Source organism: Polaribacter sp. BAL334 (assembly GCF_015767435.1).
Classification (GTDB): Bacteria; Bacteroidota; Bacteroidia; order Flavobacteriales; family Flavobacteriaceae; genus Polaribacter.
Genome location: NZ_JADWOV010000301.1, coordinates 346128 through 372984, shown reverse-complemented (window position 1 = coordinate 372984; position 26857 = coordinate 346128). Strand labels below are relative to the sequence as shown.

Genomic DNA, 26857 nt, shown 5'->3' with positions numbered 1-26857 from the left:
CATGAAAGCAATACCTTACGGAAGACAGAATATTACTGACGATGATATAAAAGTTGTTTTAGAAACGTTAAAGTCAGATTATTTAACTCAAGGCCCTAAAATAGCCGAATTTGAGAATGCTTTTGCAAATTATGTAGGTAGTAAATATGCAGTAGCATTGGCAAATGGCACTGCAGCTTTACATTTGTGTACATTAGCACTTGGCGTTAACGAAGGTGACAAAGTAATTACAACTCCAATAACCTTTGCAGCTTCTGCCAATTGTATTCGATATTGTGGAGGAGAAGTCGTGTTTTCTGATATTGATCCTGAGACTTATTTACTAGATATTCTAAAAGTTAGAAAACTTTTAGAAGCATCCCCAAAAGGAACTTACAAAGGAATTATCCCTGTAGATTTTGCAGGAAGAGCAACTAATTTAGAAGCTTTTAGGGAATTAGCTGATGAATACAATCTTTGGATTATTGAAGATGCGTGTCATGCTCCAGGTGGTTTTTTTACAGATAGTGAAAATAAAAATCAAACTTGTGGAAATGGTAAGTTTGCTGATTTAGCAATTTTTTCATTTCATCCTGTAAAACATATTGCATCAGGAGAGGGAGGAATGATAACCACAAATAATGAAACACTTTACAATAAATTACTTCAATTACGTACTCATGGTATTGTAAAAAATAATGATTTATATACCAATTCAATTGAATTGGCAGGTGGCTTTGATGAATATCCTGGATGGTACATGGAAATGCAGGTTTTAGGATACAATTATCGTATCACAGATTTTCAAGCGGCATTAGGTCATAGTCAACTTTTAAGAGCTGATGAAGGAATTAAACTAAGAAGAAATATAGCTTCAACATATTTTAATGCGTTTAAAAATGCTTTTTTTGTTATTGGTCAATCTGGAATAATTGAAGGTAACGCGTATCACCTCTATATTTTAGAAGTTAAAGATCGATTGAACTTATACAATTACTTAAAAACTAAGAATATATATTGTCAAATTCATTATATTCCCTGTCACTTAATGCCTTATTATCAAGATTTAGGGTGGAAAGTTGGAGATTTTCCACATGCCGAAAATTACTATAAACAGTGCATTAGTTTGCCAATGTATCCAACACTGACAAGTGATGAACAACAGTATGTCATTGATGCTATTAATTTATTTTATAGTGAGAAATATTGAATTAGAATCTGAAAGATTATTTTACAAGAGAGTTAATAAAGAGCATATTTCAATTGATTATGTTAACTGGATTAATGATTCTGAAGTAAATAAGTATCTTGAAACAAGAGGAGGATATACAATAGAACTTTTAAAAAAATACATAGAAAATTTATATGAAAAAGAAATATACTTTTGGGCAATTCACATAAAAGATTCGAAAAAACATATTGGAAATATCAAGATAGATCCCATAGATATCAAGACAAAATCTGGCGAATACGGAATTCTAATAGGTGATAAAGAAAGTTGGGGCAAAGGGTATGCAAAAGAGGCTACAAATACAATACTAAACTTTTGTTTTAGCGAGCTTAAATTATCAAAAGTAACTTTGGGAGTTATTGAAAATAACATGTCAGCTGTTGAATTATATAAAAAAATTGGTTTTAAAATAGACAAAATTATTATCGGGACAAAAGAGTATAATCATCAAATAAGTAATTCTTTAAGAATGTCAATCAATGCTTAAAAATGCTAACCATAAACTAATTTTAGGTACAGTTCAGTTTGGGCTTGACTATGGCATTAACAATACTAATGGACAAGTTAGTTTACAAGATAGTCATCAAATTTTAAAATATGCATTTAGTCAAGGAATACAAATTTTAGACTCAGCTGAAGCTTATGGCAATGCCCATCTTGTAATTGGGGAATTTCATAAAAAAAATCCTGATAAATTATTTGAAGTTATTACAAAATTACCACATCAATTGAACTCAAACATTAATGATAAAGTGAATACGTATTTAAGTGAATTACACGTAACCCACCTTTATGCGTTATTGTTTCATAGTTTTTCAAGTTATAAAGAAAACATTGATTATTTTGATGTGCTAATCAATTTGAAAAATAGTGGTAAAATAAAATATGTCGGAGTTTCAGTTTACACAAACCAAGAAATAGAGGAAGTTTTATTAAATGATGCTGTGGATATTATTCAGTTGCCTTTTAATTTATTTGATAACATCACTCAGCGAGGTAATATTTTAGAAAAAGCAAAACAAAAAGGAAAAATAATTCACACACGATCAGCATTTTTGCAAGGATTGTTTTTTAAGGATATACATTCAAAAAATGACACAGTAAAAAGTCTTCAAATTGAACTTGTAGAAATATCAAAAATAGCTAAAAATAACAAAATTCCTTTAGCTCAATTGGCCATAAATTATTGTACACAACAATCACTCATTGACAATGTTCTAATTGGTGTAGATTCATTAAATCAATTAGAACAAAACATTGAGTCACTAAAACAAAAAATTAACGCTAGTTTAATTGACCAAATTAACAAGATAAAAGTAACTGAATTTCATTTATTAAACCCTTCTCTATGGAATTAAAAACAATTTTAATAACGCAAGCAAGAGTTGGAAGCACAAGATTACCCGGAAAAATATTAAAAGAAGTGAATGGAAAATCACTACTTGAAATACATTTAGAACGGTTAAAAAAATGCATAAAGATTTCTGAAATTATCGTAGCTACAACTATTAACAATCCTGATAAAGTTATCTATGATAAAGCTTTAGAATGGGGTTACAGTGCTTTTAGAGGTTCAGAATCAAACGTTTTAGATCGTTTTTATCATGCAGTTAAAAATAGCAATGCTGATTGGATTGTAAGAGTAACCTCTGATTGCCCTTTGTTAGACCCTGTTTTGGTTGACGATATTATAAGTTTTGCACATCATAAAAACTACGATTATGTTTCAAATAGTGTATTAGAAAGATTTCCAGATGGTCAAGATGTAGAGGTTTTTAAATTTTCAGCACTAAAAACAGCTTTTCAAAATGCTACATTAAAATCAGATTTAGAGCATGTTACGCCTTATATTCGCAATAACGCCAATGGTAAAGGAGCTAATTTTTTCAGTAGTAAAAATTTTGATTGTGAAAAAGATTTCTCTGCCATAAGAATGACTGTCGATGAACAAAGAGATTTTGAATTAATCGAATATTTAATTCAAAAATTAGGCACAGATAAAACTTGGTTGGAATACACCAATTATATTATTGAGAATGATTTGATTAAAATGAATAATCAAATCGTTAGAAACGAAGGATTTCTAAAATCATTAAAAAACAACAAAAATGGGTAAAGGACAGGAATTATATAATAAAGCGAAAACACTTATTCCTGGCGGAACGATGCTGCTTTCTAAAAGACCAGAAATGTTTTTGCCAGAACATTGGCCTTCATATTTTTCAAAATCAAAAGGCTGTAAAGTATGGGACTTAGATGGTAAAGAATATTTAGATATGTCAATTATGGGCATAGGGACAAATACACTTGGTTATGGCAATGAAGAAGTAGATTCGGCAGTTATAGAAACTGTAAAGAATGGAAATATGAGTACATTAAATTGCCCAGAAGAAGTATATCTAGCGGAAAAATTAATAGAAATGAATCCTTGGGCAGATATGGTAAGGTTTGCAAGAACTGGAGGTGAAGCCAATGCTATAGCTATTAGAATTGCAAGAGCTGCAGCTGGCAAAGACAATGTTGCAATTTGTGGTTATCATGGTTGGCATGATTGGTATTTGTCTGCCAATCATAATGGTGGAGATGATTTGTCTTCTCATTTAATTCCTGGATTAAGCCCAAAAGGAGTACCAAAAAATTTAAAAAATTCAGTATTCCCATTTCATTATAACAATTATGAAGAACTTTTGGAAATTGTTGAAAACAATAATATAGGTGTTATTAAAATGGAAGTGATGCGAAATTTTGGTCCAGAAAATAACTTTTTAGAGAAAGTTAGAGCATTGGCAAGTCAAAAAAATATTGTTTTAATTTTTGATGAGTGTTCTTCTGGATTTAGAGAAACCTTTGGAGGGATTTTTCAAAAATTTAATGTAGAGCCTGATATGATTATGTTAGGAAAAACTTTAGGAAATGGGTATGCCTTAACAGCAGTTGTTGGAAAAAAATCTGTTATGGAAGCAGCTCAAAATACTTTTATAAGTAGTACCTTTTGGACTGAAAGAATTGGCCCTACAGCTGCTTTAGCTACTTTAAAAGTTATGGAACGGATAGAGTCTTGGAAAACAATCACAAAAACTGGAAGTAAAATACAAGAAGGCTGGAAAAGATTAGCAAAAAGTCACAATTTAGATATTACGGTTTCGGGTATTTCTGCAATGACTACTTATGGGTTTAATAATGAGAATGCGGCTGCCTATAAAACATTGATTACACAAGAAATGTTAAAAAAAGGGTTTTTGGCAAGTACCCATTTTTATGCTTGTACCGAACATACTAACGAACATTTAGAAACTTATTTTGATGCATTGGATGGCATTTATGCTACAATAGCAAAATGCGAATCAGAAACTTTAAATATTAACGACTTATTAAACGGACCAATATGTCATTCAGGTTTTAAAAGGTTAAACTAATATCATTGGAATGAATTCTTACAAAGTTTTAAATAATCAACAGTATTTATTTAATGAGTACTCAATTGTACCCATTAGATATCAAGATCGTATGGATATTTTAAAATGGAGAAATGAACAAATTTATCATTTAAGACAACACAAGCCTTTAACAAAAGAAGATCAGGATAACTATTTTGATACAGTTGTTAGTAAACTTTTTGATGCCTTACAACCGAATCAATTGTTGTTTTCATACTTGCAAAATGATGTTTGTATTGGTTATGGTGGTCTGGTCCACATCAACTGGATTGATAAAAATGCTGAAATTTCATTTATTATGAATACTGATTTAGAGAAAGAATATTTTTCTAAACATTGGACTATTTTTTTACAATTGATTGAACAAGTAGCGTTTACTGATTTAAAATTCCATAAAATTTTTACGTTTGCATTTGATCTAAGACCACATTTATATAACGCTATTGAAAGTGCAGGTTTTGTAAAAGAAGCAACCTTAAAAGAACATTGCTTTTTTAATGGAAATTATAAAGATGTCATTATTCACAGTAAGTTGAATAAAAATAATCTATCTTCATAAACTATGAAAAAAACTGTAATAATAACAGGTGCAAATAGAGGTTTAGGAAAAGCATTTGTAGATGTTTTAATGACAATTGATGACTGTTTTATTATCTCATTGTCAAGAAGTGTAAGTAAAGATCAAGAGGAGTTTTCATCAAAAAAATTTCAATTTATCAAAACTGTTTTATCAAAAAATGATATTCAGAATAGTTTAAAAATGTTGAAAAACACAATTTCAAACGAGGCAATTTATTTTATAAACAATGCAAGTTTAATTGAACCCATCATTAAAATTGAAGATATAGATGAAGCGTCAATAGATGATATTCTTTCAGTAAATATAAAATCAACGATGTTAATTACGTCGTTTTTATTAAAAAACTATGATTCAAATCAAGTTACATTTGTAAATATTAGTTCAGGTGCAGCAAACAGACCTATAAGTAATTGGTCTTTGTATTGTTCATCAAAAGCATGTATAGAAATGTTTTTTAAAGTGGCAGAAACGGAATATCAACAGCACCGTTTTTTTAATATAAATCCTGGAGTAATGGATACCAATATGCAAAAAAGTATCAGAGAAAGTGATTTTCCTGATGTTGAAAATTTTAAAAGTTTTCAAAAAGAAGGAAAACTAAAAAATCCGATTGATGTTGCAAAAGATATTTTAAAAACAATACAAATCATCGAATGAAAATAGCCGTAATTTCTGACATTCATGGCAATTATGATGCACTTCTAGCGGTTTTAAAAAAAGCGAAACTAGAGGAAGTAAACCATTTGTTGATTCTTGGAGATATTGTGGGTTATTATTATCACCCTGATAAAATTCTGGAAGAATTATCAGAATGGTCTTTTGATATGATCAAAGGAAATCATGAATATATTTTAGAGGATTTGATACAAAACCCATCAATCAGTGAAATCATTCGATCAAAATATGGAAGTGGGCATCAACAGGCTATTGAAAAATTGTCATTAAATCAATTGGAGTTTTTAAAAAATTTACCAGAGACAAAATCTGTAAAATTTGAAAAAACATCAATTTTAATGAATCATGGAAGTCCATGGTCAAATAATTTCTATATTTATCCAGATTGTGACAAAAATATCCTTGAAAAATGTGATTCCAATAAACACGATTTTGTATTAATTGGGCATTCTCATTATCAATTTGCCATCAAGAACAACAACAGCATTTTGATCAATCCTGGTTCTGTTGGGCAATCTAGACAATCAGGAGGAAAAGCATATTGGTGTACAATTGACACAGGAAATAAGTGTTTTCAGCTGCTCTCAACAGCGTATAATGTAGAAAAATTAATAGATGAGGTTACCGAAAAAGGCAATGAACCTAATTACTTAAGCCAAGTTTTAAGAAGAAATTAAAAACATGAGTACAGCATTAAATATATTAGTAACTGGTTGTGGAGGTGATATTGGGCAAAGTATTGGCAAAATACTTTTAAAATCTCAATACACCAAAAACTTATTCGGAATTGATATTTCCGATAAAAATGCCGCTCAATTTATTTATCCTAATTTTTCAGTGGGTTTGCGTTTTTCGCATCCTGAGTATTTAAAAAATTTAGAAGCATTTATTGAAAAGAATGCTATTGATATTTTTATACCAATGGCAGAACCAGAACTTCGTTTTTTTTCAGAACAAAATCTATTAGATAACATAGGAAACGCAAAAATAATTACAGCTTCTGATTTAGCTTTACAAGTTGGTTTTGATAAATATAAAACAGCCGAGTTTTTAAAAACAGCAGGTTTTCCTTATCCAAAAACAACATTAGCAAAAGATATCAAAAAGATTAGCTCTTTTCCAGTAATTTTAAAATCTAAAACAGGTTCAGGAAGTAAAGACATTTATAAAATTAATGCTATGGCTGAATTTGCTTTTTATACAAAAAATCATATTGAAGATTACATAGTTCAGGAGTTTATAACTGACCAAAACGGAGAATTCACTTGTGGTTTATTTAGAAGTAAAAAAGGCGAAATTCGATCTATAATTTTTAAAAGAGAATTACATGGAGGCTATAGTGGCTATGGAGAAGTGGTTGAAAACGAAATAATTACGAATCTTTTACATAATTTAGCCATAAAATTAAATTTAGAAGGCAGTATCAATGTGCAGTTAAGAATTTCAGAAAATGAACCCAAAGTTTTTGAAATAAATCCGAGGTTTTCAAGTACTGTTTTGTACAGATATCTTTTTGGTTTTGAGGATGTCATTTGGTCTATTGAAGATGCTTTAGGATTACAATTATCAGATACTAGACAAAATTCAGTCGGAAGAAAATTTTACAAAGGATTTTCAGAATATATAAAATAAGCAATACTAAAAATTAACAATGAAAATAGGAAATTTTAAAATTGATCAAAACTCCCCCGTTTTTATTATTGCTGAGTTGTCAGCAAATCATAATGGAAGTATTGAAACCGCAATTGAAACTGTTAAAGCCGCAAAAAGAGCAGGTGCAAATTGTATTAAATTACAAACATTTACTGCTGATACCATCACATTAGATTCCAAAAAAGAAGATTTCAAAATTACACAAGGTACGCTTTGGGATGGACAATATTTACATGATTTATACAAATCAACTCATTTGCCATGGGAATGGCATCAACAAATTATGGAAGTTGCTAAACAAGAAGAATTAATCTGTTTTTCATCTCCTTTTGATCCAACTTCTGTTGAATTTTTAGAAACATTAAATGTTCCTGCATATAAAATTGCATCCTTTGAAATTACTGATATTCCACTAATTGAATTAATTGCATCCAAAGGAAAACCAGTAATTATTTCAACAGGAATTGCAGAACAAGAAGATATAGAATTGGCCTTAGATGCTTGCTATAGAATGGGCAATTATGATATTGCGTTGTTAAAATGTACCTCCAGTTATCCTGCTCCTATTCAAGAAGCAAATATGTGTATGGTTAAAGATTTGGCTGAACGTTACAATGTTATAAGCGGATTATCAGACCATACAATGGGAAATATTGTACCCATTGTAGCCACAGCCTTTGGTGCTAAAATTATTGAAAAACATTTTATTTTAGACAGATCAATTGGTGGTGCAGATGCTTCATTTTCCATGAACGAAGATGAGTTTACATCCATGGTTAAAGCAGTAAGACAGGCTGAAAGTGCTATTGGGGTAGTTGATTATACTTTGACAGAAAAACAACTTAGTGGAAGAGATTTTTGTCGTTCTTTATACATTGTTAAAGATATAAAAGCAGGTGATGTTTTAACCAAAGAAAATGTGCGCTCAGTAAGACCAGGATTTGGAATGCATCCAAAGTTTTATAATGATATTTTAAATAAAAACGTTATTGTTGATCTCGAAAAGGGAACAGCCTTAAAAATGTCATTTATAGAAAATTAATAGAAAAGCAATATATGCTTAAACTAAAAGAACTTATTATTAAATATAAAGTTTTAGTCAGTAATTTTTCCTATTTGGCAATTTTGCAGGCAGTTACTTTATTAGTCCCAATAATTACATTACCTCATTTATTTAATGTTCTTGGTGATACCACATGGGGTGTTGTGGTTTTTGCTCAATCAGTGGTTCTATACTTAGGAATATTAGTTGGTTTTGGTTTTAACATTTCAGCTACAAAAGAAATTAGTTTACACAGAGGAAATCCACAAAAAGTATCAGAAATTGTAAGCAGTGTTCTTATACTAAAAGCATTGCTATTTGCTATATCCATGCTTGTTGTAGTATTTTTAATTTATATGATTCCCTTTTTTCAAAATTACAAAGTGCTGTTTTTGTTAAGCATGTGGTTATGTTTTTACGAATTTATTTTTCCTATTTGGTATTTTCAAGGATTAGAAAAAATGAAATATATCACTTTAATAAATCTAGGAAGCAGATTTATTTTTTTAGTATTGATCTTTGTTCTAATTAAAAAAGAATCTGATTATTTATTAGTACCAATTATAAATGGTATTGGTGCGATTTTTTCGGGATTAATGGCGGTAATTATTGTTTTTAAAAAAGATAAGGTTGTATTTTACATCCCAAAAATAGAAACTCTTATGTATTATTTTAAAGAGAGTTTACCCATATTTTTATCAAACTTGTCACAATTGTATATTAAAATGAGTAAAATTATTATTGGTGCATTTATAGGGATAAACGAAGTGGCTTATTACGATGTTGCTGAAAAAATAACCAATTTAATGAAAACTCCTATTAGCTTAATAAGTCAAACTGTTTTTCCTAAAGTAGTTAAAGATAAAAGCTTGTCTTTTATTCACAAAATATTAAAGATAAATTTAGTTATTCAAATCTTCCTTTTGTTACTTGTTATATCAGCCGCTCCTTTTATCGTTAAGCTAATAAGTGGGAAACAAATACCAATAGCTACAACAGCTCTAATTATTTTATCCTTTACAGTTATCCCCGTTGTCATTAACAACACAATTGCAGTACAAACCCTTTTGGCTTTTGGTTTCAAAAAGTATTTTGCAAGGGCAATTATAGGTTCAGGAATTATTTACGGTATTCTAATTTTAAATATGTATATTTTTAACGTATGGTTTTTAAATGGAATTTGCGCTGCAGTATTAATATCAGAAATTGCAACATCATTTTTATCAATTTATTATGCAAGAAAATATGTTTACTCTAAAATGAACCAACTGTGAAAAAAGTAGATTTAATATTTAGTTCAAGATTGTCATCCCCAAATGGAGATAGCAGAGTGGTAAGGACATTTGCGAAATCCGATCCCTTTTTAAAGAAACTATGCGTAAATCTTGCTATAATAAGTGCAGATTTATTTTTTGAAAGCGAAGTTGATTATGCTTTAAAATCTAAAAAAGGTGGTATAAAAAGGTTAATGAAAAAAATAATCCCGTTTTCAAGCTTTTTAACTATTAAATTTTTAAAAAAAGGGGAGAACAATAAAAAACGCATTGTCGATTACTATAATTCTCAAGATAGAGATACAGATATTGTTTTTTTTCATGAGATATTAGCCTGTTACCATTATTTAAAACAAAGAAAAAACACCAAAGAAAAAGTAGTATTGGTTATTCATTCTAATGGAGATACTTTTAAAATGCTTCATATTTATTTTCCTAAATTAATAAATACTTCGTATTTTAAGTATTTGGTAAATGCTGAAAAAGAAGTTTTAGAACACGTTGATAAATTGGGTTTTGTATCACAAAGTTCAATGGAAAATTTCAGAAATAACCATCCAAAATTCGATTCAGAAAAACTTTTTTATGTATACAATGGCATTAATAATAAAGTAGGAAAACCTTCTTATAAACTCCAAGAGTGCGATCCTAAATATTCTTTTTGTTGTGCTGGATCTATCAGCAAAAGAAAAGGGCAAGAAATTATAATTAAAGCAATAAGTCGACTATCATTAGAGGAAAAAAAACTGTTTAAAATTACCTTTTTAGGAGATGGTTCTGATTTAGTAAATTTGTTGAAATTGGTAAAATTAAATAAGTTAGAAAAACAAATTGTTTTTAAAGGTTTTGTAAACGATGTTACTAGTCAATTAAAAGTGTCAAATGGTTTTATTTTAACTAGTCTTGATGAAGGTTTGCCTGTGTCAATCATAGAGGCATTAAGGATTGGTTTACCAATAATTTCATCCAAAGTTGGTGGAATTCCAGAGATGGTGATAGATGGATTTAATGGTTTTTTAATTGAACCAAATGAAGACGAATTAGTTGAAGTTTTTAAAAATTTAAGTAAATATGATTTGCCTAAAATGGGGGAGAATTCATTAAAAATTTATAATGAGAAGTTTACACAAAATGCAATGTTTTTAAATTATGCTAGGGTATTTTTAGAACTTAATTAAGTTGATATATTTTGATGAAAGAAAAAATTAAAAGTTTTATAATAACTCATAAGATTATAAATATTTTATTTGTAATTGGTCTTCGTTTAATTCATCGTAAATCAAAAAAGGAAATAAATATTAGAAGTAATATTTCGATCTTTGATTATAAAAAAATAATTTCTGAAATACCACAATACCCAACAGATATAGTAATTGATAATAATTATTACGGTTTAAGTGTGTCACTAAAAAAATATTTAGCAAATGACAAGCCTTTAAATGCCTATATTGAGCATGGTTTATTTTTAGGCTCAATAGTTAAAAAAGATTCTATTGATTGGTGCGTTTCAAAAATTATTACTTTAAGTGAAATTAGAAAAAATCATATAAAAAAGAAAACAACTAAAAATGTTATTAAGATAGGACCTTACATACACTATGTTGACGATTTTTTAAAAGAAGATACATTTTGTCATCATAAAAATGATATTGGTAAAACTTTATTAGTTTTTCCTTCTCATTCCATAAAAAATTTAGCAACTGATTTTAATAACGATGAGTTAATAACATTTTTAAAATCAGTGCAAAATGAATTTGATACTGTTATAATTTGTTTATATTGGAGAGATGCTTTAAATCAAAATTTGGTAAAAACGTATGAAAACTGTGGTTTTAAAATTACATCTGCAGGTCATATAAATGATATTTTCTTTTTGTCAAGGTTAAAATCAATAATCAAATTAGCTGATTTTGTTGTTTCAAACAGTGTAGGAACTCATATTGGTTATGTAAATTATTTAAAAAAACCACAAATGATTTTGAGACAAAAAGTAAATTATAAGGTTAGTAAAAATGATCATAGGGCTTTTTCTCAAAGAAATCAATCAGATTTAAATACATTAGAATCTGAAACCAAAGAAATTGAAAACAGTTTTAAAAAGTATACTTTTAACATTAGTTCGAAACAAAATGAAGTTATTGAAAAATATTGGGGAATAAGTGAAATTAAAACAAAAGAAGCGCTTTCAAACGCACTATCTAACTCATAATAATGATATTTACCTACGTTATATATAATTTAGCTTTATTTTTTAGTGTATTGTTTTCAACAATTTCAGAAAGAATTAAATCTACTAGTAATCATATTCCTTTAGTGCTTTCTTTCAGTGTAGTTTTTCTTTTCGTAGGATTAAGATACAACGTAGGAAATGATTATCAATCCTACGTATATTTATTTAAATCTATTGTACAAGGAGTTAATACACATTTAGAATTTGGTTATTATTTTATAAATAAATTATTTGCATCGCATTTTGATGGTTATAAATATGCAATGATAATTTGTGCTTTTATTACCTATTTATTTTTATTTTTAACCCTAATAAGAGAAAAAATACTTGCGTTAGGTATTTTTTTTACATTTACTTTCGAATTGCTATTCTTAACTAATGATCAGATAAGACAAGGTTTAGTAATTGCTGTTTTTTTGTACGCAATTTATTTTATTGAACAAAAAAAAAATTATACCTATTTTTTAATTATTACGCTAGCTGCAATACTTTTTCATTACTCAGCTTTTTTATTACTGCCAGCATATTTTATAAATAGAAAATTAATTAGTTCATATATTTGGTACATTGCAATTATAACAAGTTTTGTATTTTACTTAAAAGGTTTTTTTCAAAAAATACTTCTTAATATTATTAGTTTTATTCCTTATTACGGTGAACGATATATAAAGTATGCAAAATTTATAACACCTGAAGAATTGGGAAGTGGATTAGCTGTACTTTTTTGGGTAGTTTTATCTTTATTTATAGTTTCACAACAAGAAAAAATTAAGAGACCAATAATTGTTAATTTATACTTGCTAGGAATGATTATTTATTTAATTTCATTAGATTTTCACTTACTTTCAAGAGCTGCTTCCTATTTGTTTTATATTAAAATACTTATTTTTCCTTTATACATTAAAAACGAAAAAAACATTTTTTTTATAATAACGATTCTAACTGTTGCTTTAGTTTTTTTTGAGCTTGAAGTTTTTTTAGATTTAGGAAAACACGGAGGTTTTCCTTACCAAACAATATTTACTGAATAGTATGAAATTTTCTGTTTTAATGCCTGTTTATGGTAAAGAAAATCCTTTTTTCTTAACGCAAGCTTTACAAAGTATTTGGGATAATCAAACTCTTAAACCTAACGAGATTGTCATTATTAAAGATGGGCCTTTAACAAATGAATTAGAAATAATTTTAAGCAATTTTGCCAAAATAGCTCCCACAAAAATTAAAGCTCTCAAAGAAAATGTAGGAATAGGGAAAGCACTTAATATTGGCGTAAATGAGTGTAGTTTTGATTACATAGCTAGAATGGATTCTGACGATATTGCATTTCCTGATAGGTTTTATAAACAGATTAATTTTTTAGAGCAACATCCAAAAATAGGAATTGTAAGTTCTTTTATTGACGAATTTATAAACACAAAAGACAATATAATTTCTACAAGAAAAGTACCTTTAAGCCATGAACAAATTATAAAGAATTTAAAAGGAAGATGCCCACTCAATCATCCTGCGGTTGTTTTTAAAAAGGAAGCGGTTTTAGCAGCTGGTAATTATCAACCTTTTTTTTTAAAAGAAGATATTTATTTATGGCTAAGACTTTTCGAAAACAAAACAATTTTTGCAAATATTAATGAAAGTTTGCTTTATTTCAGAATTACAAAAGAAACATACAAACGAAGAGGTGGTTTGCAATATGCTATATCTGAATTTAAAATATTAAAGTATAGATTTGATATTGGACTTATTAACATTTTTCAATTGTGTTATTTTATTTTTTTATCAGTACCTATAAGGCTTGCCCCAGCTTTTATCAGATCGTTTATTTATTCGAGATTTTTAAGATAACTTTTAAAAATTATTTCTTAGTAATAAAAATGAAATTTTAAGTATTTTAAATTTGTTTGTATTTCTCATTAACTTGTTTCATGTCTATTTCTTTTAAATTAAAGTCTGTGTATACTTCTACATTTCTTTTATTTAATTCATAAATTACCTCTTCAGAATAATTAGATGCAGCCCATCTTTCAATCGCATATTGTCTGGTTTTAAGATAATCACAATAAGCATTTGCATAATCATCTTTTAAACCAAAACATGTAAAAATTGCGATTCTAGGGTTAGTAGCTTTTTGTTTTAAAAAATCCGGAAATAGTCTTGCAACTCTTGGATGAAATGAAAAATTAGGAAAAAGCGAAACGACTCCTGCATTAGCAGAATGAGTAGTAGTTAGTTTCCAAACAACAACGTCACCTATTTCACTTTTTACATTTACTATTTTTCCTTTCCCAGTACTTTGTTGTAAATGAGATCCTGTTCTTAAACACAATCCTTTTGATGAAATTGAATGGTCTTGTAAATAAACTCCCATTCTTAATAAAGAATAATTAATATCTGTAAATTCTTTACTATCTTTTTTATCTCTATCCTTGGAGTCTTTGTGAAAACCTCCTTTACCTTCTCTGTTTATAGAAAAAGAACTATCTCCAAAATAGTATAAACTATTACTTCCAAGACACTCTTTAAATATATTTATAAGCCTTTGGTCAATTAATGTTTTTGATAATAATTTAGAAGATAAAAGATCTCCTAAATGATTTTTTTCTGCTAAAACTTCTTCTCTTAAAATATTAATTTCTTTTGTTGAAAAAACATTTTTGACGAGTATCCAGCCATTTCTGTCAATTTCTTCTTTTTTAGTCATTTATAATTATTTAACTAGTACAATTTCACTGCCCAATATTTCTAGTTCGCTACTTTTATAATTTTTATAATTAGCCGCTAGTTTTATAGTTTGTAATTCTTTTTTTTGTTGTTCATTTGGTAAAGATAGGTTGCTTTTTACTATTTTAAAATTAGTTTTTGAAATAATTTTTAAATAATCACAGTGTCTTAATCTGTTTTGATAATTTAAAGAAGGATTGAATTTTTTCCATTCCTCAGGCGTGAATTGTAAAAAATTATAAAAAGATATACTTTTATCAAAATATGCCCAATGATCTCTGTAATCTATAGTAATTGACAAAACACCTCCTTTCTTCATAATTCTGTATGTTTCATTTAAAATATTTAAAATATCTTTCGGGGGAATGTGTTCTAATGTTGCTGTAGAAGAAGAGAAATCGAAATAATTATCTAAAAAAATTGTTTTACTTGCATCTAAGGGTGCATAATATTTAAAATTAAAATCTTTAAGTTCATTATATTTCGAATTTGTTATCTTAAAAAGTAGATTATTTTTTAAAATCCCATATCTTTTAATTGAGTTTTTAACCAAATCATCAACCAATAATCTTCTTATATCTATAACTGTAGCTTCATAACCCAAATGGCATATTGACAAAGGCACTATCATATCCCAACCTGCACCAAATTCATAATATTTGTTTGAAGCATTTTTTAAAGTATTAAATTTTTCAAAATTTTTAAAATGCTTAAAAGCAGTATTTGCCTTAAAAATAAATTTATCATCTGTAACAGGAAATGTTTTTGAAATATGTTTTTGAAAAAGATAATTCAACTTTTCACCTTTAGGTAAATTTGAAAAAAAATGCTGTAGAATTGATTTATAATAAAATTTCATATTCTTATTTTAAAAAAATTTCCACCACGGTTTTTTTTCAATCTCTTCACTATACCCATACCCATAACCATACCCATATCCATATCCGTATGCTCCTTTAGGATCACTATAATTTAAAATCATAGCCATATTTTGTAGTTTATTGGTTTCATGGAGTTTCTTGGGTATTTTCAACATCCGTTTATCTAAATGATTTGCTCTAACCACATAAACAAACATGTCTGCTCTTTCTTGACTCAACATTACGGTATCCGCAACCATATTTACAGGTGCTGTATCAATAATTACATATTCATATTTTTCACTTACATGAGATAATAATTCATCAAATCTTCCATTCATTAATAATTCAGATGGATTTGCAGGTACAATACCCCCCTGTAACAAATCAAAATTTAAATAAGGTACAGGTTCAATTAATGATTTTATTTCAATAGAATCATCCGCTAAATAATGAGTTAATCCTTTTTTATTTTCTAATTCTAAATATTCTGCAATTTTTGGGTTTCTAATATCGGCTCCAATTAAAATTACTTTACTACCAGATAATGCGAGTGTTTTTGCTAAATGTATAGAAGTAAATGATTTTCCTTCACCTTTAAATGTTGATGACACAAATATATTTTTACATTTTTTTTTGTTTTTTGATAAAATAAAAAACATATTGGTTCTTATAATTCGTAAAGCTTCATCAATTTCACCTCTAGTATTACTAGAACCAAATCCTAAATTATTCTCTTTAGATTTTGGAATATCCCCTAAAATTGGGACATCTAAAACAGCTTCAATATCCTCTATTGTGTGAACATTGTTGTTGAATAAAAAGAAAAGATAAATTCCGAAAAAAGGAATTACAAATCCAAAAATCAAAGCTAAACCATAAACGTATAATTTTTTTGGAAATACTGGAAAATCACTTCCATAAGCTGCATCTATAATCTTTGCATTTGGCGCTTTTATAGCTAAGGCAATAGCATTTTCTTCTCTTTTTTGTAACAAGTATAAGTATAGTGTTTCAACAATTTGTTGCTGACGCTGAATGTCTTTTAAAGTTCGTTCTTGTTTTGGAACAGATTTAATTTTTGAATCAAACTCATTCTCTTGTTTTTTTAAATTATTTAAAGAAATAGATATTGATGATTTTAAGTTCAGTAAACTTTGCGAAATACTCTTTTGTATATCTGAAAGTTGATTTTCTAAATTTACAATTATTGGATTTAGTTGATTAGAACTCCTTAATAATCTATTACGTTCTAACAATAACTCATTGTACAATTTTGTATTTTGGTTAAGATTTTCATTGGAAAGCCCAAGGTTTAAAGGAATGAGCTCATATTGTTTTTTAGAAATATGTTCATTCATAAATTCCACTAACCTTAATTGAGTATTTAAGTTTAAGGTTTCCTTTTCTAATTTATTATTAGAGTCTAAAATTAAACCCGTTTCAGAAATAATATCTGTAAGTTTATTATTTGTTTTAAAATTTTCAGTTTCTATGTCTACTTGGGTTAATTCTTTCGAGATTGTATTTATCCTATCATTTATAAATTTGTCAGTATTTTGTGCAATTAAACTTTTATCAATAATAGCCTCAATATTATATTGCTCTATTAATACTTTCAAAATTTCTTGAGCTTTTAATTTATTTTGATCTCTAAGAGTTATGTTTATAAGGCTTGATTTAGAGTCTAGTGGTTCAATACGTGTTTTTTTTCTATACTCATCAGTAATTTTAGATACAGATTTTATACTTACGATTATTTTTTGTCCAACTTGAATGGAAGTTGCTAAAGTAGGTACAATGGTAAAATCAGATATATTACTTTCAATTTTATCTCCAAACTTATAATTTCCAATTTCTAAATTAGCTGCATCAAATAAGGCGAACTTTGTTTCGGATAATGGTTCTATTGAAATTGTTGTATCTTTCTGATATAAAACTGAATCTTTATCAAAAAACATAATTTTAAAAGGAAGATTGGTTGCATATAGTTCTGAATTTTTAACAATTCCTTTAGCAAAATAAGTTTTATTTAAATGTAGTTTTTTTACAACTTTTTCCATCAAACTTCTAGATTTTAAAATACCTATTTCTGTATCAAAAAGTGATTTATTATTATCTATTAATGCTAAATCTTTAAAAGCAGAAAGTTCAGAAGAAACACTTTCATTTTCTTTATTATGTATTAAAACAGTTGAAAAAACCTCGTATTGTGTTGGAGTGTAGCGAACATATAAATAAGAAATAAAAATGAAAATTGCCAAACATAAAACAAACCATTTCCAATAAAAGAGGTACTTTTTTATAGCGTCACTAAAGTCTAATCGTTTATTCTCAATAGGATCTATTTCATGTGTAAAAGTATCTTTCATAAATATTTTTTATCTTACAAGTATAGCAATTAAAGTAACTAATATGGATATAGAGGAAATAACTACCGATGTATTTGGTCCAACACTAGAAGAATTAACTTTCGTTTTATTAGATGCAACATAAAGTGCATCATTTTGAGATAAATAAAAATAAGGAGCATTAAATAAATTTTTATCTGTTAAATCTATTTTTTGAAAATTACGTTTCCCATCTTTTTCTCTAACCAACGTAATATTTTGTCGATCACCATAAATGGTTAAATCACCAGCAAGTCCCAGGGCATCTAAAATAGATATTCTTTCGTTTAGAATAAAAAATCTTCCAGGGGTTTTTACCTCTCCAAGAACTGTTACTTGAAAATTTGTAATTCTAATGTTTACAATAGGCATTTTTAAATATGGTGATAAACGTTCCGTTAAATTTTCTGTTAACTCTTTTGTTGTTAAGTTAATGACTTTTATTTTTCCTAAAACAGGAAAATTAATTTCTCCTTCGGCATTTACAATGTATGGTAAAGGAATTAAGTTTGGTGAGTTTGGGGCCTCAAAAAGATTAAATGGTAAAGCAGCTTCATTTTCAATTGCAGAAACATTTATAGTTAGAATATCGCCTTTTTGAAGTGTCGGCTCATAATCAAGAAGCATTTCATTTAAATTTATCGAATTGTTTTTTTCAAAATAATTTATTTTGTTGGAGGATACACAATTAAATAAAAAACAACTAGTTGATAAAATTGCAAAAACCTTTAAATATGTTACAATTTTACTTTTCAATTTATATTGCATATCTATTTACCTTTTATTATAGTTATATTAATTGGTGATTTTTTTTCGAAAAATATAGTCATTATTATTAGCAATAATACAAAATTTTAAGGATTAGTTAATGTTGAAACTAAGTTTTTATATAAAAAATTGCTTTAAAAAATTTAGAATTAGTATAATTCTTAAAAAATTTTGATTTGATAAAATCTAAATACAAAAAGGTTTGGCTAACGTCAAACCTTTTTTTACTTTTAAAAATTAATTATTACTTATGAGATTTTGGTTCTTTTTATTCAGTTTTTGTTATTTCTTTATTTCTTGCAATGAAAAAAAGGCAGCCTTAAAAATAGAAAAAGGCATTTCGTATGAACTCTCAAAATACAGAAAAGAGCAAATTTCTGACATCATTTATACCCTAGATTTCAAGATTCATGAAGATAAAAACAGTCCTATTTCTTCAAAATTAAAAATTGATTTCACAATAAACGATTTGGAAAATCACCTTTTTTTAGATTTTAATGAAGCAGCTTCTATGTTGAAATCCATCAGTGTCAACAATCAAAAATCTGAAATCAATCATCAAGATGAACACATCATTATTGATAAATCTCAATTGGTTTTAGGCAAAAATGCTGTTGAAATTCACTTTGATGCAGGAGAAAAATCACTAAACAGAAACGAAGATTTTTTATATACTTTATTGGTTCCTGACAGAGCAAGTACGTTGTTTCCTTGCTTTGATCAGCCTGATTTAAAAGCCAACTACAATTTGACAATTACAGCCCCCAAAGACTGGAAGGTATTGTGTGGAGCATTCGAAAAAAAAAGCATTGCACAAGGAGAATTTGTAGCACATCAATTTGAAACTTCTGATTTGATGAGTACCTATTTATTTTCTTTTGTCGCAGGAAAATTTTCTGAAATCACAAAAAACCCGGGAAAGTTTGACATGCGCTTTTTATATCGAGAAAACAATCCAGAGAAAATTTCAGAAAGTGTAAATAGCATTTTTGAGATTCACCAAAAATCGTTGGATTATCTAGAGAATTATACACAAGAAAATTTCCCTTTCAAAAAAATGGATTTTGCATCCATTCCGCCTTTTCAATATGGAGGAATGGAACATGTTGGCGCTATTCAATACAGAGAATCTTCGTTGTTTTTGGATAAAAATGCGACTCAAAATCAACTTTTAGGACGTGCAAAATTGATTGCACACGAAACTTCACACATGTGGTTTGGCGATTTAGTTACCATGCGTTGGTTCAATGACGTTTGGATGAAAGAGGTTTTTGCGAATTTTATGGCGGATAAAATTGTAAATCCACAGTTTCCTGAAATCAATCATAATTTGAGTTTTCTAATGACCCATTATCCAAGTGCGTATTCTGAGGACCGCACAAAAGGCACGAATAGTATTCGCCAATATTTGGCAAATTTGAAAGATGCAGGGTCACTTTATGGACGAATTATTTATAACAAAGCACCCATTATGATGCGACAATTGGAGTATTTATTGGGCGAAGAACTTTTTCAAAAAGGGATTCAAGAATACATCAAAACTTATAAAAATAGCAATGCTGATTGGGAAGAATTGGTATCGATTTTAGATAAAAACTTTGGGGGAGATTTAAAATCATGGAGTGATGTTTGGGTAAATTCGGCTGGAAGACCCATTTTTTATGAAGAAATCGAATTCAATGAAAAAGGAAATGTTACCAAATTTGTGATACATCAAAAAGCCGAAGACGGTTCCAATAAAATTTGGACACAGTCTTTTTCTATCACTTTAAAGGATGAAAGAGGCTATGAAAAAACCATCAATCTGAAAAATATTGGAAAATCTTTTGATATTTCCTCTGCCGTAAAAGATTTTAAACCCGGGCAAATTATCTACAATTCAGATGGTTTTGGGTATGGTGTTTTTCCAATTTACAAGAACAAAATTCATACCTACAAAAACCTCAAAGACGATGTTACAAGAGGCTATCAATTTATCAACTTGTACGAAAATATGTTACTTGAAAAAGTTTCAGCATTAGAAACATATCAGATTTTTTTGGAAGCTATTCAATCAGAAAAAAATGAATTGATTAGTAGTTATCTTTCAGGGATATTGGAAACTATTTACTGGACATTTTTGACAGATGTTCAACAAAAAGAAGTTCAAAAAATAACTGAAGAGAATTTACTACAATTGCTTGAAAGTGAACTTCCTGCAAACATCAAAAAAACCATTTTCGGTTTGTATGAATCAGTAGCCATTTCCAATCAAGGAAAAGAAAATTTATACCAACTTTGGAACAAAAAAATGACTTTTCAAAATCTGTTTTTAAATGAGAATGATTATACAAAATTAGCGATACTGTTGGCTATTTATGAGCACCCAAAATCGACAGAAATTCTGGAAATTCAAGCGAAAAAAATTACAAATCCTGACAGATTAGAGCGTTTTGAATGGTTATTGCCTTCTGTTTCGAAAGATGAAAAAGTTCGAGATGAATTCATGAAATCGCTTTTAAACAAAGAAAACAGAGAAAAAGAATCGTGGGTAGAAGTTGGTTTGAATAATCTTCATCATCCTTTGCGTCAAAAATCATCTATAAAACACTTGAAATCAATTTTAGAAAAATTAGAAGAAGTGCAACTAACAGGAGATATTTTCTTTCCAAAAGGTTGGCTGGCAAGTTCTATTGGAAACTATTCTTCGAGAGAAGCGAATGAAATTCTGAAGGATTTTTTGACTGAAAACCCAAATTACAATCCAATATTATTGAAAAAATTATTACAAACCACAGACAATTTAATAAGAGCTCAAAAAATTAAAAAATGAATCTTTCAGAACTCCAATCTTCGGAAATTAAAAACTTAGATTTACTTGCCAAACAAGTTGTTGAAGGGTTTATAACAGGCATGCACAAAAGTCCATTTCATGGATTTTCAGTGGAGTTTTCTGAACATAAATTGTACAACAAAGGCGAAAGTACACGTCATATTGATTGGAAATTATTTGCCAAAACCGAAAAATTATACACCAAAAAATACGAAGAAGAAACCAATTTACGCTGTCATATCATCATTGATAATTCAGCTTCTATGCATTTTCCGATTGTAAAAATGCAAAAATTAGATTCCTTAAATAAAATAGGATTTTCTGCAGTTGCAGCTTCTTGTTTGATGGAGATTTTAAAACGTCAAAGAGATGCTGTAGGATTGAGTATTTATTCAGATTCTTACGAGTATTATGCTCCAGAAAAAGGCAGTGAGCGCCATCGAAAAATGTTGTTACATCAATTAGAAAATCTATTGATTTCAGCATCGAAAACAACGACTGATACCTACAAATATTTGCATGAAATTGCAGAAAAAATTCACAGAAGGTCTTTAATTTTTTTATTTACGGATATGTTTCAAACAGATCATAAAAGCGAGGAATTGTTTGAAGCATTGCGCCATTTGAAATACAACAAACACGAGGTAGTTTTGTTCCATACGTTTGATGCTGAATTAGAATTGAACTTTAATTTTGACAATATTCCCAAAAAATTAGTAGATGTTGAAACTGGAGAATCCATAGATTTGTATGCAGAAAATATTCAAAATAGTTACAAAATACTGATAGAAAACTACTTTAAAGCTTTGAAAAATAAATGCTTACAATATAAGATTGATTATGTTCCTGTTGACATCCAACAAGGATTTTCACAGGTATTAACAAGCTACTTAACTAGTAGAAAAAAAATTTTATAAAATTCTTTGTCAGATTTAAAAACAAGAGTATATTTGCATCCGCAATACCGTAATTAGGTAGCAACGGTTTGGTAGTTCAGTTGGTTAGAATACATGCCTGTCACGCATGGGGTCGCGGGTTCGAGTCCCGTCCAGACCGCAAAAAGCCTTAAAAATCATATGATTTTTAAGGCTTTTTCATTTATTTTCAAAAACTTAAAAAATTCAGGATACAAAAAAAGCCTCAAAAATTGAGGCTTCATTTTTAATACTATTTCAAGTTATTTTTATCCTTTCACAGAAACTGAAACAACTGTATTTCCCCAGCCTAAATACATCATTACATCATTTTTTTCTCCTTCAAAAACGATTGAAAATGCTTCAATAGTTTCTTCCGATTTTGAAGCGATTCCTTTTACCCTTGCAACATCATCTTTTTCATCATAAAAATAGGAACCCCATACGTTTTTTTGATTGCTTACAATCACTGTCCAATCTTCATTTGTTGGAATCGTGAAAAGTGTATATGTTCCTGCAGCAATTTCTTTCCCACCAAAAACTACATTTTTATAAAAGGTAATTTCTGTTGCTTCATTGGCTCCAGTTCTCCATACTTTGTCATTGGGCGCTAATTTATCCAACGTTCTTCCTTTTAATTGTGGTCGGCTATACACAACTTTCACCAATTTATTTGCCTCTCTCCAATTTGATGGATAAGCAGCAGCATCCATGGGACTTGGATCAATTTTAGTAAATTTTTGAGCAGAGATATCAGCACTTGTTCCTAAAAAAATTGCTAAAAAAGCAATCAATAAAATAGATTTTTTCATGTATTTGTTAATTAAATTTATTTGATTTTTTTTGAAAACCAAAGTTATAAAACCTTGATTTCCAAAGGTACTAATTTTGTGTTAAGATTTTTAATGACAACCACAATCGGTTGAACAGTTTTTTGATTTTTTTGAAGTGAAAACATATTTTCTTAACAAAAAGAACAAAGCAGCTCCTAGAAAAAGATATACTAAAATTTGTTGCATTAGCTTAAAATTTGAAAAATGATGAATGAAGAAATATAGGCTAATAATCCCATGCCAACCAATTGAATTAAAGGCCATTTCCATGTTTTTGTTTCTTTTTTCACAATGGCTAATGTTGCCATACATTGCATCGCAAAAGCGTAAAACACCAATAATGACATTCCAACAGGAAAATTAAATCGTTTTTCTCCTGTTTCTGTATTGATTTCCGAAGCCATTTTTTGTTTGATGGTAGTAACATCATCATCATTGGCTTCAACACTATAAATCGTTGCCAAAGTTCCTACAAAAACTTCACGAGCTGCAAAGGAAGTAATCAACGCAATTCCAATTTTCCAATCAAATCCTAAGGGTCTAATGACTGGTTCAATAGATTTTCCTAACATTCCTATGTAAGAATTTTCGAGTTTGTAGGAAGCAATTTTTTTATCTAATTCGTCCGATGGTAAATTTTGAGAAACTTCCATTTTTGCTACATTATTTTCAGCATTTTTAAAGTCAGATGAGCCATTGGAAGCCAAAAACCACAAAACAATTGACAACGCCAAAATGATTTTTCCGGCACCAAAAACAAACGCTTTGGTTTTTTCTACGACTTCAAAAAATACATTTTTGAAAGAAGGAATTTTGTAATTGGGCATTTCAATCACAAAAAATGATTTCGAATTGATATTCAATGTTTTATGCAAAATATATCCCGCTAAAATAGCCGTTCCAAAACCCAACGCATATAAAGATAACAACACCAAACCTTGCAAATTGAGCAATCCAAAAATTTTGGTATCAGGAATAATCAACGCAATTAAAATGGCATACACTGGCAATCTTGCTGAACATGTAGTAAAAGGAACCACCAAAATGGTAATCAATCGTTCTTTCCAATTTCCTATTGTTCTTGTTGCCATAATTGCAGGAATTGCACAGGCTGTTCCTGAAATTAACGGAATGACACTTTTGCCATTCATCCCAAAACGTCGCATGATTTTATCCATCAAAAAAACCACACGACTCATATAGCCAGTTTCTTCTAAAATGGCAATAAACAAAAATAAAATTGCAATTTGAGGAATAAAAATAACGACTCCTCCAATTCCTGGAATGATACCATCAGTCAATAAATCCGTGAAAACACCCACAGGAAGTGCGTTTTTAGCCAATTCAGAAAAATGAGCGAAAAGCCCATCAATAAAATCCATTGGAACAGAAGCCCAATCAAAAATGGATTGAAAAATAATGAGTAAAATCAGGAAGAAAATGATGTAACCAAAGATTCTGTGGGTAAATATTTTATCCAATTTGCTTCGAACATCACTGGCTTTTGATTTATCAATGAGATAGGTTTTTTTTAGGATTTTATTGATTTCTTGATATCGATAAATGGTTTCTTTGTGTTGGTATTTTTTGAGTTTAGAAATATCCTCTTTGAAAGCTAACAAAGCTGCTTTTTCAGAAGCTGTGATGGTATCAGGAAAATTATTTTGAGTAACCATCAACCACAATTCATACAAGGAATGATTGGGACTAATTTCCTTTAATTTCGCAAAATAATCAGGATCAATTTTATGATTGATACCACACAAAGGAGAAGCTTTTGCAGCCACATGACAGCGAATAATGGCTTCTTTTACCTCTTTGATACCTTCATTTTTTTTGGCGCTGATAAGCACCACTTCAGTATTTAACTCTTCTTTCAATACTGAAACATCAATGCTTATTCCTTTTTTATGCATTTGATCAACCATGTTGATTGCCAAAACAGTTGGAATTTCTAAGTCTTTGATTTGCGAAAAAAGCAGTAAATTTCTCTTTAAATTTTCAACATCTGCCACCACCAAAATAACATCTGGAGATTCTTTAATGTCTTTTTTAAGTAAGGTTTTCAGCACAATACTTTCGTCCATAGAAGTAGGATTGATGCTGTATGTTCCTGGCAAATCAGTAATAATAGCTGTTTGTGTAGTTGACAATTTGCTAACTCCTTCTTTTTTATCCACAGTTACTCCAGGATAATTTCCTACTTTTTGATTCAAGCCAGTTAACTGATTAAAAAGCAGTGTTTTTCCTGTATTTGGATTTCCAATTAAGGCAACTTTTATAGGTTTGTTTGCCATTGATTTATTCGCTTTTAAGGATTTTGATTTGTAAAGCTGTCTCAGTTCTTATGGCTAAATGACTGCCATTTACACAAATATAAATTGGGTCTTTTAAAGGCGCAACTTGAATCAATTCAACTTCTGCACCTGGCAAACAGCCCATTTCTAATAACTTTAAAGGAATATTATCCAAAGATTCTTCGGAAATATAGCCTATTTCACCAATTTGTAAAGATGCTATTGTGCTCAAATTTTGATATAAAAAGTCCCGCAAAAGCGGGAATTAAGTTTGTCACAAAGATAAGAGTTTAGAATGATTCTAAACAATTTATTATCGCGATTTTTTTGTTAAATAATAAAATCAATCTTCATACTCCGCTTTCAACAAAACCATATCTTGTTTTAATTTTTCCATATCCTTTTTATCTGTTCCATCATAAAAACCACGAATTCTGCGCTCTTTATCAATCAAAATAAATTGCTCTGTGTGGATAAAATCATCTTCTCCTCCATCTCCATCTTCTATCACAGCAAAATAACTTTTCCTTGCCAATTCGTAAATGTGTTTTTTATCTCCTGTAGTTACGTTCCATTTTCCATCAATAACTCCTTTATTTTTGGCATATTCTTTCAAAACGGGAACACTGTCCATTTCTGGAGTTACAGAATGTGACAAAAACAAAATATCATCATCATTTTTATAATATTCCTGCAATTCATTCATGTTATAAGCCATGGCAATACAGATATTTGTGCAACGTGTAAAAAAGAAATCCGCAATGTAAATCTTGTTTTTGTAGTCATTTTGGGTGATGATTTCTCCATTTTGATTGATCAATTTGAAATCAGCAATGCCGTGATCTTTCGTAATATGTTTTACAGAAACATCAACCAAACTTGGATTGACATCTGCAGGACTGTAAATCTTCAATTTTTTTTCGACTTTCAATAAATGATAGAAAATAGGGATGGCAATTGCCGAAAAAATGGCTAAAAAAATGAGTGTTGGAAGCGATTTTTTAAAAAACTTGAGTTCCATAAATAAGATTTATTGTGCAAATTTACGACTTAAAAAAACGGCAAAAAAGCATCGTTTCACAAAAGCAACGTAAAATCTTTGTTAAAATAAAAATGAACTAAATTTAGTTCTTTTGAAACTCTTTCTAAAAACGTACATTTGTC

25 protein-coding genes and 1 tRNA gene are annotated in these 26857 nt (G+C 28.9%); 18 read left to right on the top strand and 8 right to left on the bottom strand.

Annotated elements, in window-relative coordinates:
- Position 1 precedes the first annotated feature (1 nt).
- Genes pseC through IU405_RS11080 form a run of 15 tightly spaced genes read left to right on the top strand, consistent with a single transcriptional unit; the run spans position 2 to position 13943 of the window.
- On the top strand, positions 2-1189 hold the full coding sequence (gene pseC, locus IU405_RS11150; protein WP_197438682.1) for a UDP-4-amino-4,6-dideoxy-N-acetyl-beta-L-altrosamine transaminase: 1188 nt from the start codon (positions 2-4) through the stop codon (positions 1187-1189).
- A complete protein-coding gene (locus tag IU405_RS11145; RefSeq protein WP_197438681.1) occupies positions 1176-1697 on the top strand; it encodes a GNAT family N-acetyltransferase in 522 nt (173 codons plus the stop codon). Before pseC ends, IU405_RS11145 begins: the two co-directional genes overlap by 14 nt.
- Entirely contained in the window at positions 1690-2568 is an 879-nt protein-coding gene (locus IU405_RS11140; RefSeq protein WP_197438680.1) for an aldo/keto reductase, read from the top strand. The genes IU405_RS11145 and IU405_RS11140 overlap by 8 nt, the downstream gene beginning before the upstream one ends.
- Positions 2559-3326, top strand: a complete 768-nt coding sequence (locus IU405_RS11135) for a cytidylyltransferase domain-containing protein (RefSeq protein WP_197438679.1) — start codon at positions 2559-2561, stop codon at positions 3324-3326. Before IU405_RS11140 ends, IU405_RS11135 begins: the two co-directional genes overlap by 10 nt.
- A complete protein-coding gene (locus IU405_RS11130) occupies positions 3319-4626 on the top strand; it encodes an aminotransferase class III-fold pyridoxal phosphate-dependent enzyme (protein WP_197438678.1) in 1308 nt (435 codons plus the stop codon). The genes IU405_RS11135 and IU405_RS11130 overlap by 8 nt, the downstream gene beginning before the upstream one ends.
- 10 nt (positions 4627-4636) lie before the next feature.
- Positions 4637-5206, top strand: coding sequence for a GNAT family N-acetyltransferase (locus IU405_RS11125; protein WP_197438677.1), 570 nt, complete (start codon positions 4637-4639; stop codon positions 5204-5206).
- A gap of 3 nt (positions 5207-5209) precedes the next feature.
- Entirely contained in the window at positions 5210-5884 is a 675-nt protein-coding gene (locus IU405_RS11120; RefSeq protein ID WP_197438676.1) for an SDR family NAD(P)-dependent oxidoreductase, read from the top strand.
- Positions 5881-6579, top strand: coding sequence for a metallophosphoesterase family protein (locus IU405_RS11115; protein WP_197438675.1), 699 nt, complete (start codon positions 5881-5883; stop codon positions 6577-6579). The genes IU405_RS11120 and IU405_RS11115 overlap by 4 nt, the downstream gene beginning before the upstream one ends.
- 4 nt (positions 6580-6583) lie before the next feature.
- Positions 6584-7534, top strand: coding sequence for an ATP-grasp domain-containing protein (locus IU405_RS11110; protein WP_197438674.1), 951 nt, complete (start codon positions 6584-6586; stop codon positions 7532-7534).
- Between the two features lie 19 nt (positions 7535-7553).
- Entirely contained in the window at positions 7554-8597 is a 1044-nt protein-coding gene (pseI, locus tag IU405_RS11105) for a pseudaminic acid synthase (protein ID WP_197438673.1), read from the top strand.
- 14 nt (positions 8598-8611) lie between these two features.
- Entirely contained in the window at positions 8612-9871 is a 1260-nt protein-coding gene (locus tag IU405_RS11100) for an oligosaccharide flippase family protein (RefSeq protein WP_197438672.1), read from the top strand.
- Entirely contained in the window at positions 9868-11049 is a 1182-nt protein-coding gene (locus IU405_RS15825) for a glycosyltransferase family 4 protein (RefSeq protein ID WP_197438671.1), read from the top strand. Before IU405_RS11100 ends, IU405_RS15825 begins: the two co-directional genes overlap by 4 nt.
- 14 nt (positions 11050-11063) lie before the next feature.
- Positions 11064-12080 carry a hypothetical protein gene (locus IU405_RS11090; RefSeq protein ID WP_197438670.1) on the top strand — a complete coding sequence of 339 codons (1017 nt, stop codon included), beginning with the start codon at positions 11064-11066 and terminating at the stop codon, positions 12078-12080.
- Between the two features lie 2 nt (positions 12081-12082).
- A complete protein-coding gene (locus tag IU405_RS11085) occupies positions 12083-13132 on the top strand; it encodes an EpsG family protein (RefSeq protein WP_197438669.1) in 1050 nt (349 codons plus the stop codon).
- 1 nt (position 13133) lies between these two features.
- Positions 13134-13943: a glycosyltransferase gene (locus tag IU405_RS11080; protein ID WP_197438668.1), complete on the top strand. Its 810-nt coding sequence runs from the start codon at positions 13134-13136 to the stop codon at positions 13941-13943.
- Positions 13944-13989: 46 nt separating this feature from the next.
- On the opposite strand, the gene IU405_RS11075 is transcribed toward IU405_RS11080, so the two are convergent.
- Genes IU405_RS11075 through IU405_RS11060 form a run of 4 tightly spaced genes read right to left on the bottom strand, consistent with a single transcriptional unit; the run spans position 13990 to position 18825 of the window.
- Positions 13990-14799 (bottom strand): hypothetical protein, encoded by an 810-nt coding sequence (locus tag IU405_RS11075; RefSeq protein WP_197438667.1) that lies wholly within the window; start codon positions 14797-14799, stop codon positions 13990-13992.
- A gap of 6 nt (positions 14800-14805) precedes the next feature.
- Positions 14806-15678, bottom strand: coding sequence for a methyltransferase domain-containing protein (locus tag IU405_RS11070; RefSeq protein WP_197438666.1), 873 nt, complete (start codon positions 15676-15678; stop codon positions 14806-14808).
- A gap of 9 nt (positions 15679-15687) precedes the next feature.
- Complete coding sequence (locus IU405_RS11065; RefSeq protein WP_197438665.1) at positions 15688-18051, bottom strand: GumC family protein; 2364 nt, start codon at positions 18049-18051, stop codon at positions 15688-15690.
- Between the two features lie 9 nt (positions 18052-18060).
- On the bottom strand, positions 18061-18825 hold the full coding sequence (locus tag IU405_RS11060; protein ID WP_197438664.1) for a polysaccharide biosynthesis/export family protein: 765 nt from the start codon (positions 18823-18825) through the stop codon (positions 18061-18063).
- Positions 18826-19087: 262 nt separating this feature from the next.
- On the opposite strand from IU405_RS11060, the gene IU405_RS11055 reads away from it, so the two are divergent.
- The 3 genes from IU405_RS11055 to IU405_RS11045 all read left to right on the top strand — a co-directional run bounded on the left by IU405_RS11055 (position 19088) and on the right by IU405_RS11045 (position 22705).
- Complete coding sequence (locus IU405_RS11055) at positions 19088-21649, top strand: M1 family metallopeptidase (RefSeq protein WP_197438663.1); 2562 nt, start codon at positions 19088-19090, stop codon at positions 21647-21649.
- Positions 21646-22566 (top strand): DUF58 domain-containing protein, encoded by a 921-nt coding sequence (locus IU405_RS11050; RefSeq protein ID WP_197438662.1) that lies wholly within the window; start codon positions 21646-21648, stop codon positions 22564-22566. The genes IU405_RS11055 and IU405_RS11050 overlap by 4 nt, the downstream gene beginning before the upstream one ends.
- A gap of 65 nt (positions 22567-22631) precedes the next feature.
- A tRNA-Asp gene (locus IU405_RS11045) sits at positions 22632-22705 on the top strand.
- Between the two features lie 127 nt (positions 22706-22832).
- On the opposite strand, the gene IU405_RS11040 is transcribed toward IU405_RS11045, so the two are convergent.
- The 4 genes from IU405_RS11040 to IU405_RS11025 all read right to left on the bottom strand — a co-directional run bounded on the left by IU405_RS11040 (position 22833) and on the right by IU405_RS11025 (position 26714).
- Positions 22833-23375 (bottom strand): DUF2911 domain-containing protein, encoded by a 543-nt coding sequence (locus IU405_RS11040; protein WP_197438661.1) that lies wholly within the window; start codon positions 23373-23375, stop codon positions 22833-22835.
- A gap of 206 nt (positions 23376-23581) precedes the next feature.
- Positions 23582-25693, bottom strand: a complete 2112-nt coding sequence (gene feoB, locus IU405_RS11035; protein WP_197438660.1) for a ferrous iron transport protein B — start codon at positions 25691-25693, stop codon at positions 23582-23584.
- Positions 25694-25697: 4 nt separating this feature from the next.
- Positions 25698-25925, bottom strand: a complete 228-nt coding sequence (locus IU405_RS11030; protein ID WP_197438659.1) for a ferrous iron transport protein A — start codon at positions 25923-25925, stop codon at positions 25698-25700.
- A 111-nt stretch (positions 25926-26036) separates the two neighbouring features.
- Complete coding sequence (locus tag IU405_RS11025; protein WP_197438658.1) at positions 26037-26714, bottom strand: SCO family protein; 678 nt, start codon at positions 26712-26714, stop codon at positions 26037-26039.
- Between the last annotated feature and the right edge of the window lie 143 nt (positions 26715-26857).

What these genes read in the sequence shown, in the direction of transcription:
- IU405_RS11125 (WP_197438677.1), top strand. Translation starts at nt 4,637, where the DNA reads ATGAATTCTTACAAAGTTTTAAATAATCAACAGTATTTATTTAATGAG.
- feoB (WP_197438660.1), bottom strand. Translation starts at nt 25,693, where the DNA reads ATGGCAAACAAACCTATAAAAGTTGCCTTAATTGGAAATCCAAATACA.
- IU405_RS11120 (WP_197438676.1), top strand. Translation starts at nt 5,210, where the DNA reads ATGAAAAAAACTGTAATAATAACAGGTGCAAATAGAGGTTTAGGAAAA.
- IU405_RS11070 (WP_197438666.1), bottom strand. Translation starts at nt 15,678, where the DNA reads ATGAAATTTTATTATAAATCAATTCTACAGCATTTTTTTTCAAATTTA.
- IU405_RS11135 (WP_197438679.1), top strand. Translation starts at nt 2,559, where the DNA reads ATGGAATTAAAAACAATTTTAATAACGCAAGCAAGAGTTGGAAGCACA.
- IU405_RS11085 (WP_197438669.1), top strand. Translation starts at nt 12,083, where the DNA reads ATGATATTTACCTACGTTATATATAATTTAGCTTTATTTTTTAGTGTA.
- IU405_RS11050 (WP_197438662.1), top strand. Translation starts at nt 21,646, where the DNA reads ATGAATCTTTCAGAACTCCAATCTTCGGAAATTAAAAACTTAGATTTA.
- IU405_RS11110 (WP_197438674.1), top strand. Translation starts at nt 6,584, where the DNA reads ATGAGTACAGCATTAAATATATTAGTAACTGGTTGTGGAGGTGATATT.
- IU405_RS11040 (WP_197438661.1), bottom strand. Translation starts at nt 23,375, where the DNA reads ATGAAAAAATCTATTTTATTGATTGCTTTTTTAGCAATTTTTTTAGGA.
- pseC (WP_197438682.1), top strand. Translation starts at nt 2, where the DNA reads ATGAAAGCAATACCTTACGGAAGACAGAATATTACTGACGATGATATA.
- IU405_RS11065 (WP_197438665.1), bottom strand. Translation starts at nt 18,051, where the DNA reads ATGAAAGATACTTTTACACATGAAATAGATCCTATTGAGAATAAACGA.
- IU405_RS11075 (WP_197438667.1), bottom strand. Translation starts at nt 14,799, where the DNA reads ATGACTAAAAAAGAAGAAATTGACAGAAATGGCTGGATACTCGTCAAA.
- IU405_RS11055 (WP_197438663.1), top strand. Translation starts at nt 19,088, where the DNA reads ATGAGATTTTGGTTCTTTTTATTCAGTTTTTGTTATTTCTTTATTTCT.
- IU405_RS11080 (WP_197438668.1), top strand. Translation starts at nt 13,134, where the DNA reads ATGAAATTTTCTGTTTTAATGCCTGTTTATGGTAAAGAAAATCCTTTT.
- pseI (WP_197438673.1), top strand. Translation starts at nt 7,554, where the DNA reads ATGAAAATAGGAAATTTTAAAATTGATCAAAACTCCCCCGTTTTTATT.
- IU405_RS11140 (WP_197438680.1), top strand. Translation starts at nt 1,690, where the DNA reads ATGCTTAAAAATGCTAACCATAAACTAATTTTAGGTACAGTTCAGTTT.
- IU405_RS11025 (WP_197438658.1), bottom strand. Translation starts at nt 26,714, where the DNA reads ATGGAACTCAAGTTTTTTAAAAAATCGCTTCCAACACTCATTTTTTTA.
- IU405_RS11100 (WP_197438672.1), top strand. Translation starts at nt 8,612, where the DNA reads ATGCTTAAACTAAAAGAACTTATTATTAAATATAAAGTTTTAGTCAGT.
- IU405_RS11090 (WP_197438670.1), top strand. Translation starts at nt 11,064, where the DNA reads ATGAAAGAAAAAATTAAAAGTTTTATAATAACTCATAAGATTATAAAT.
- IU405_RS11115 (WP_197438675.1), top strand. Translation starts at nt 5,881, where the DNA reads ATGAAAATAGCCGTAATTTCTGACATTCATGGCAATTATGATGCACTT.
- IU405_RS11130 (WP_197438678.1), top strand. Translation starts at nt 3,319, where the DNA reads ATGGGTAAAGGACAGGAATTATATAATAAAGCGAAAACACTTATTCCT.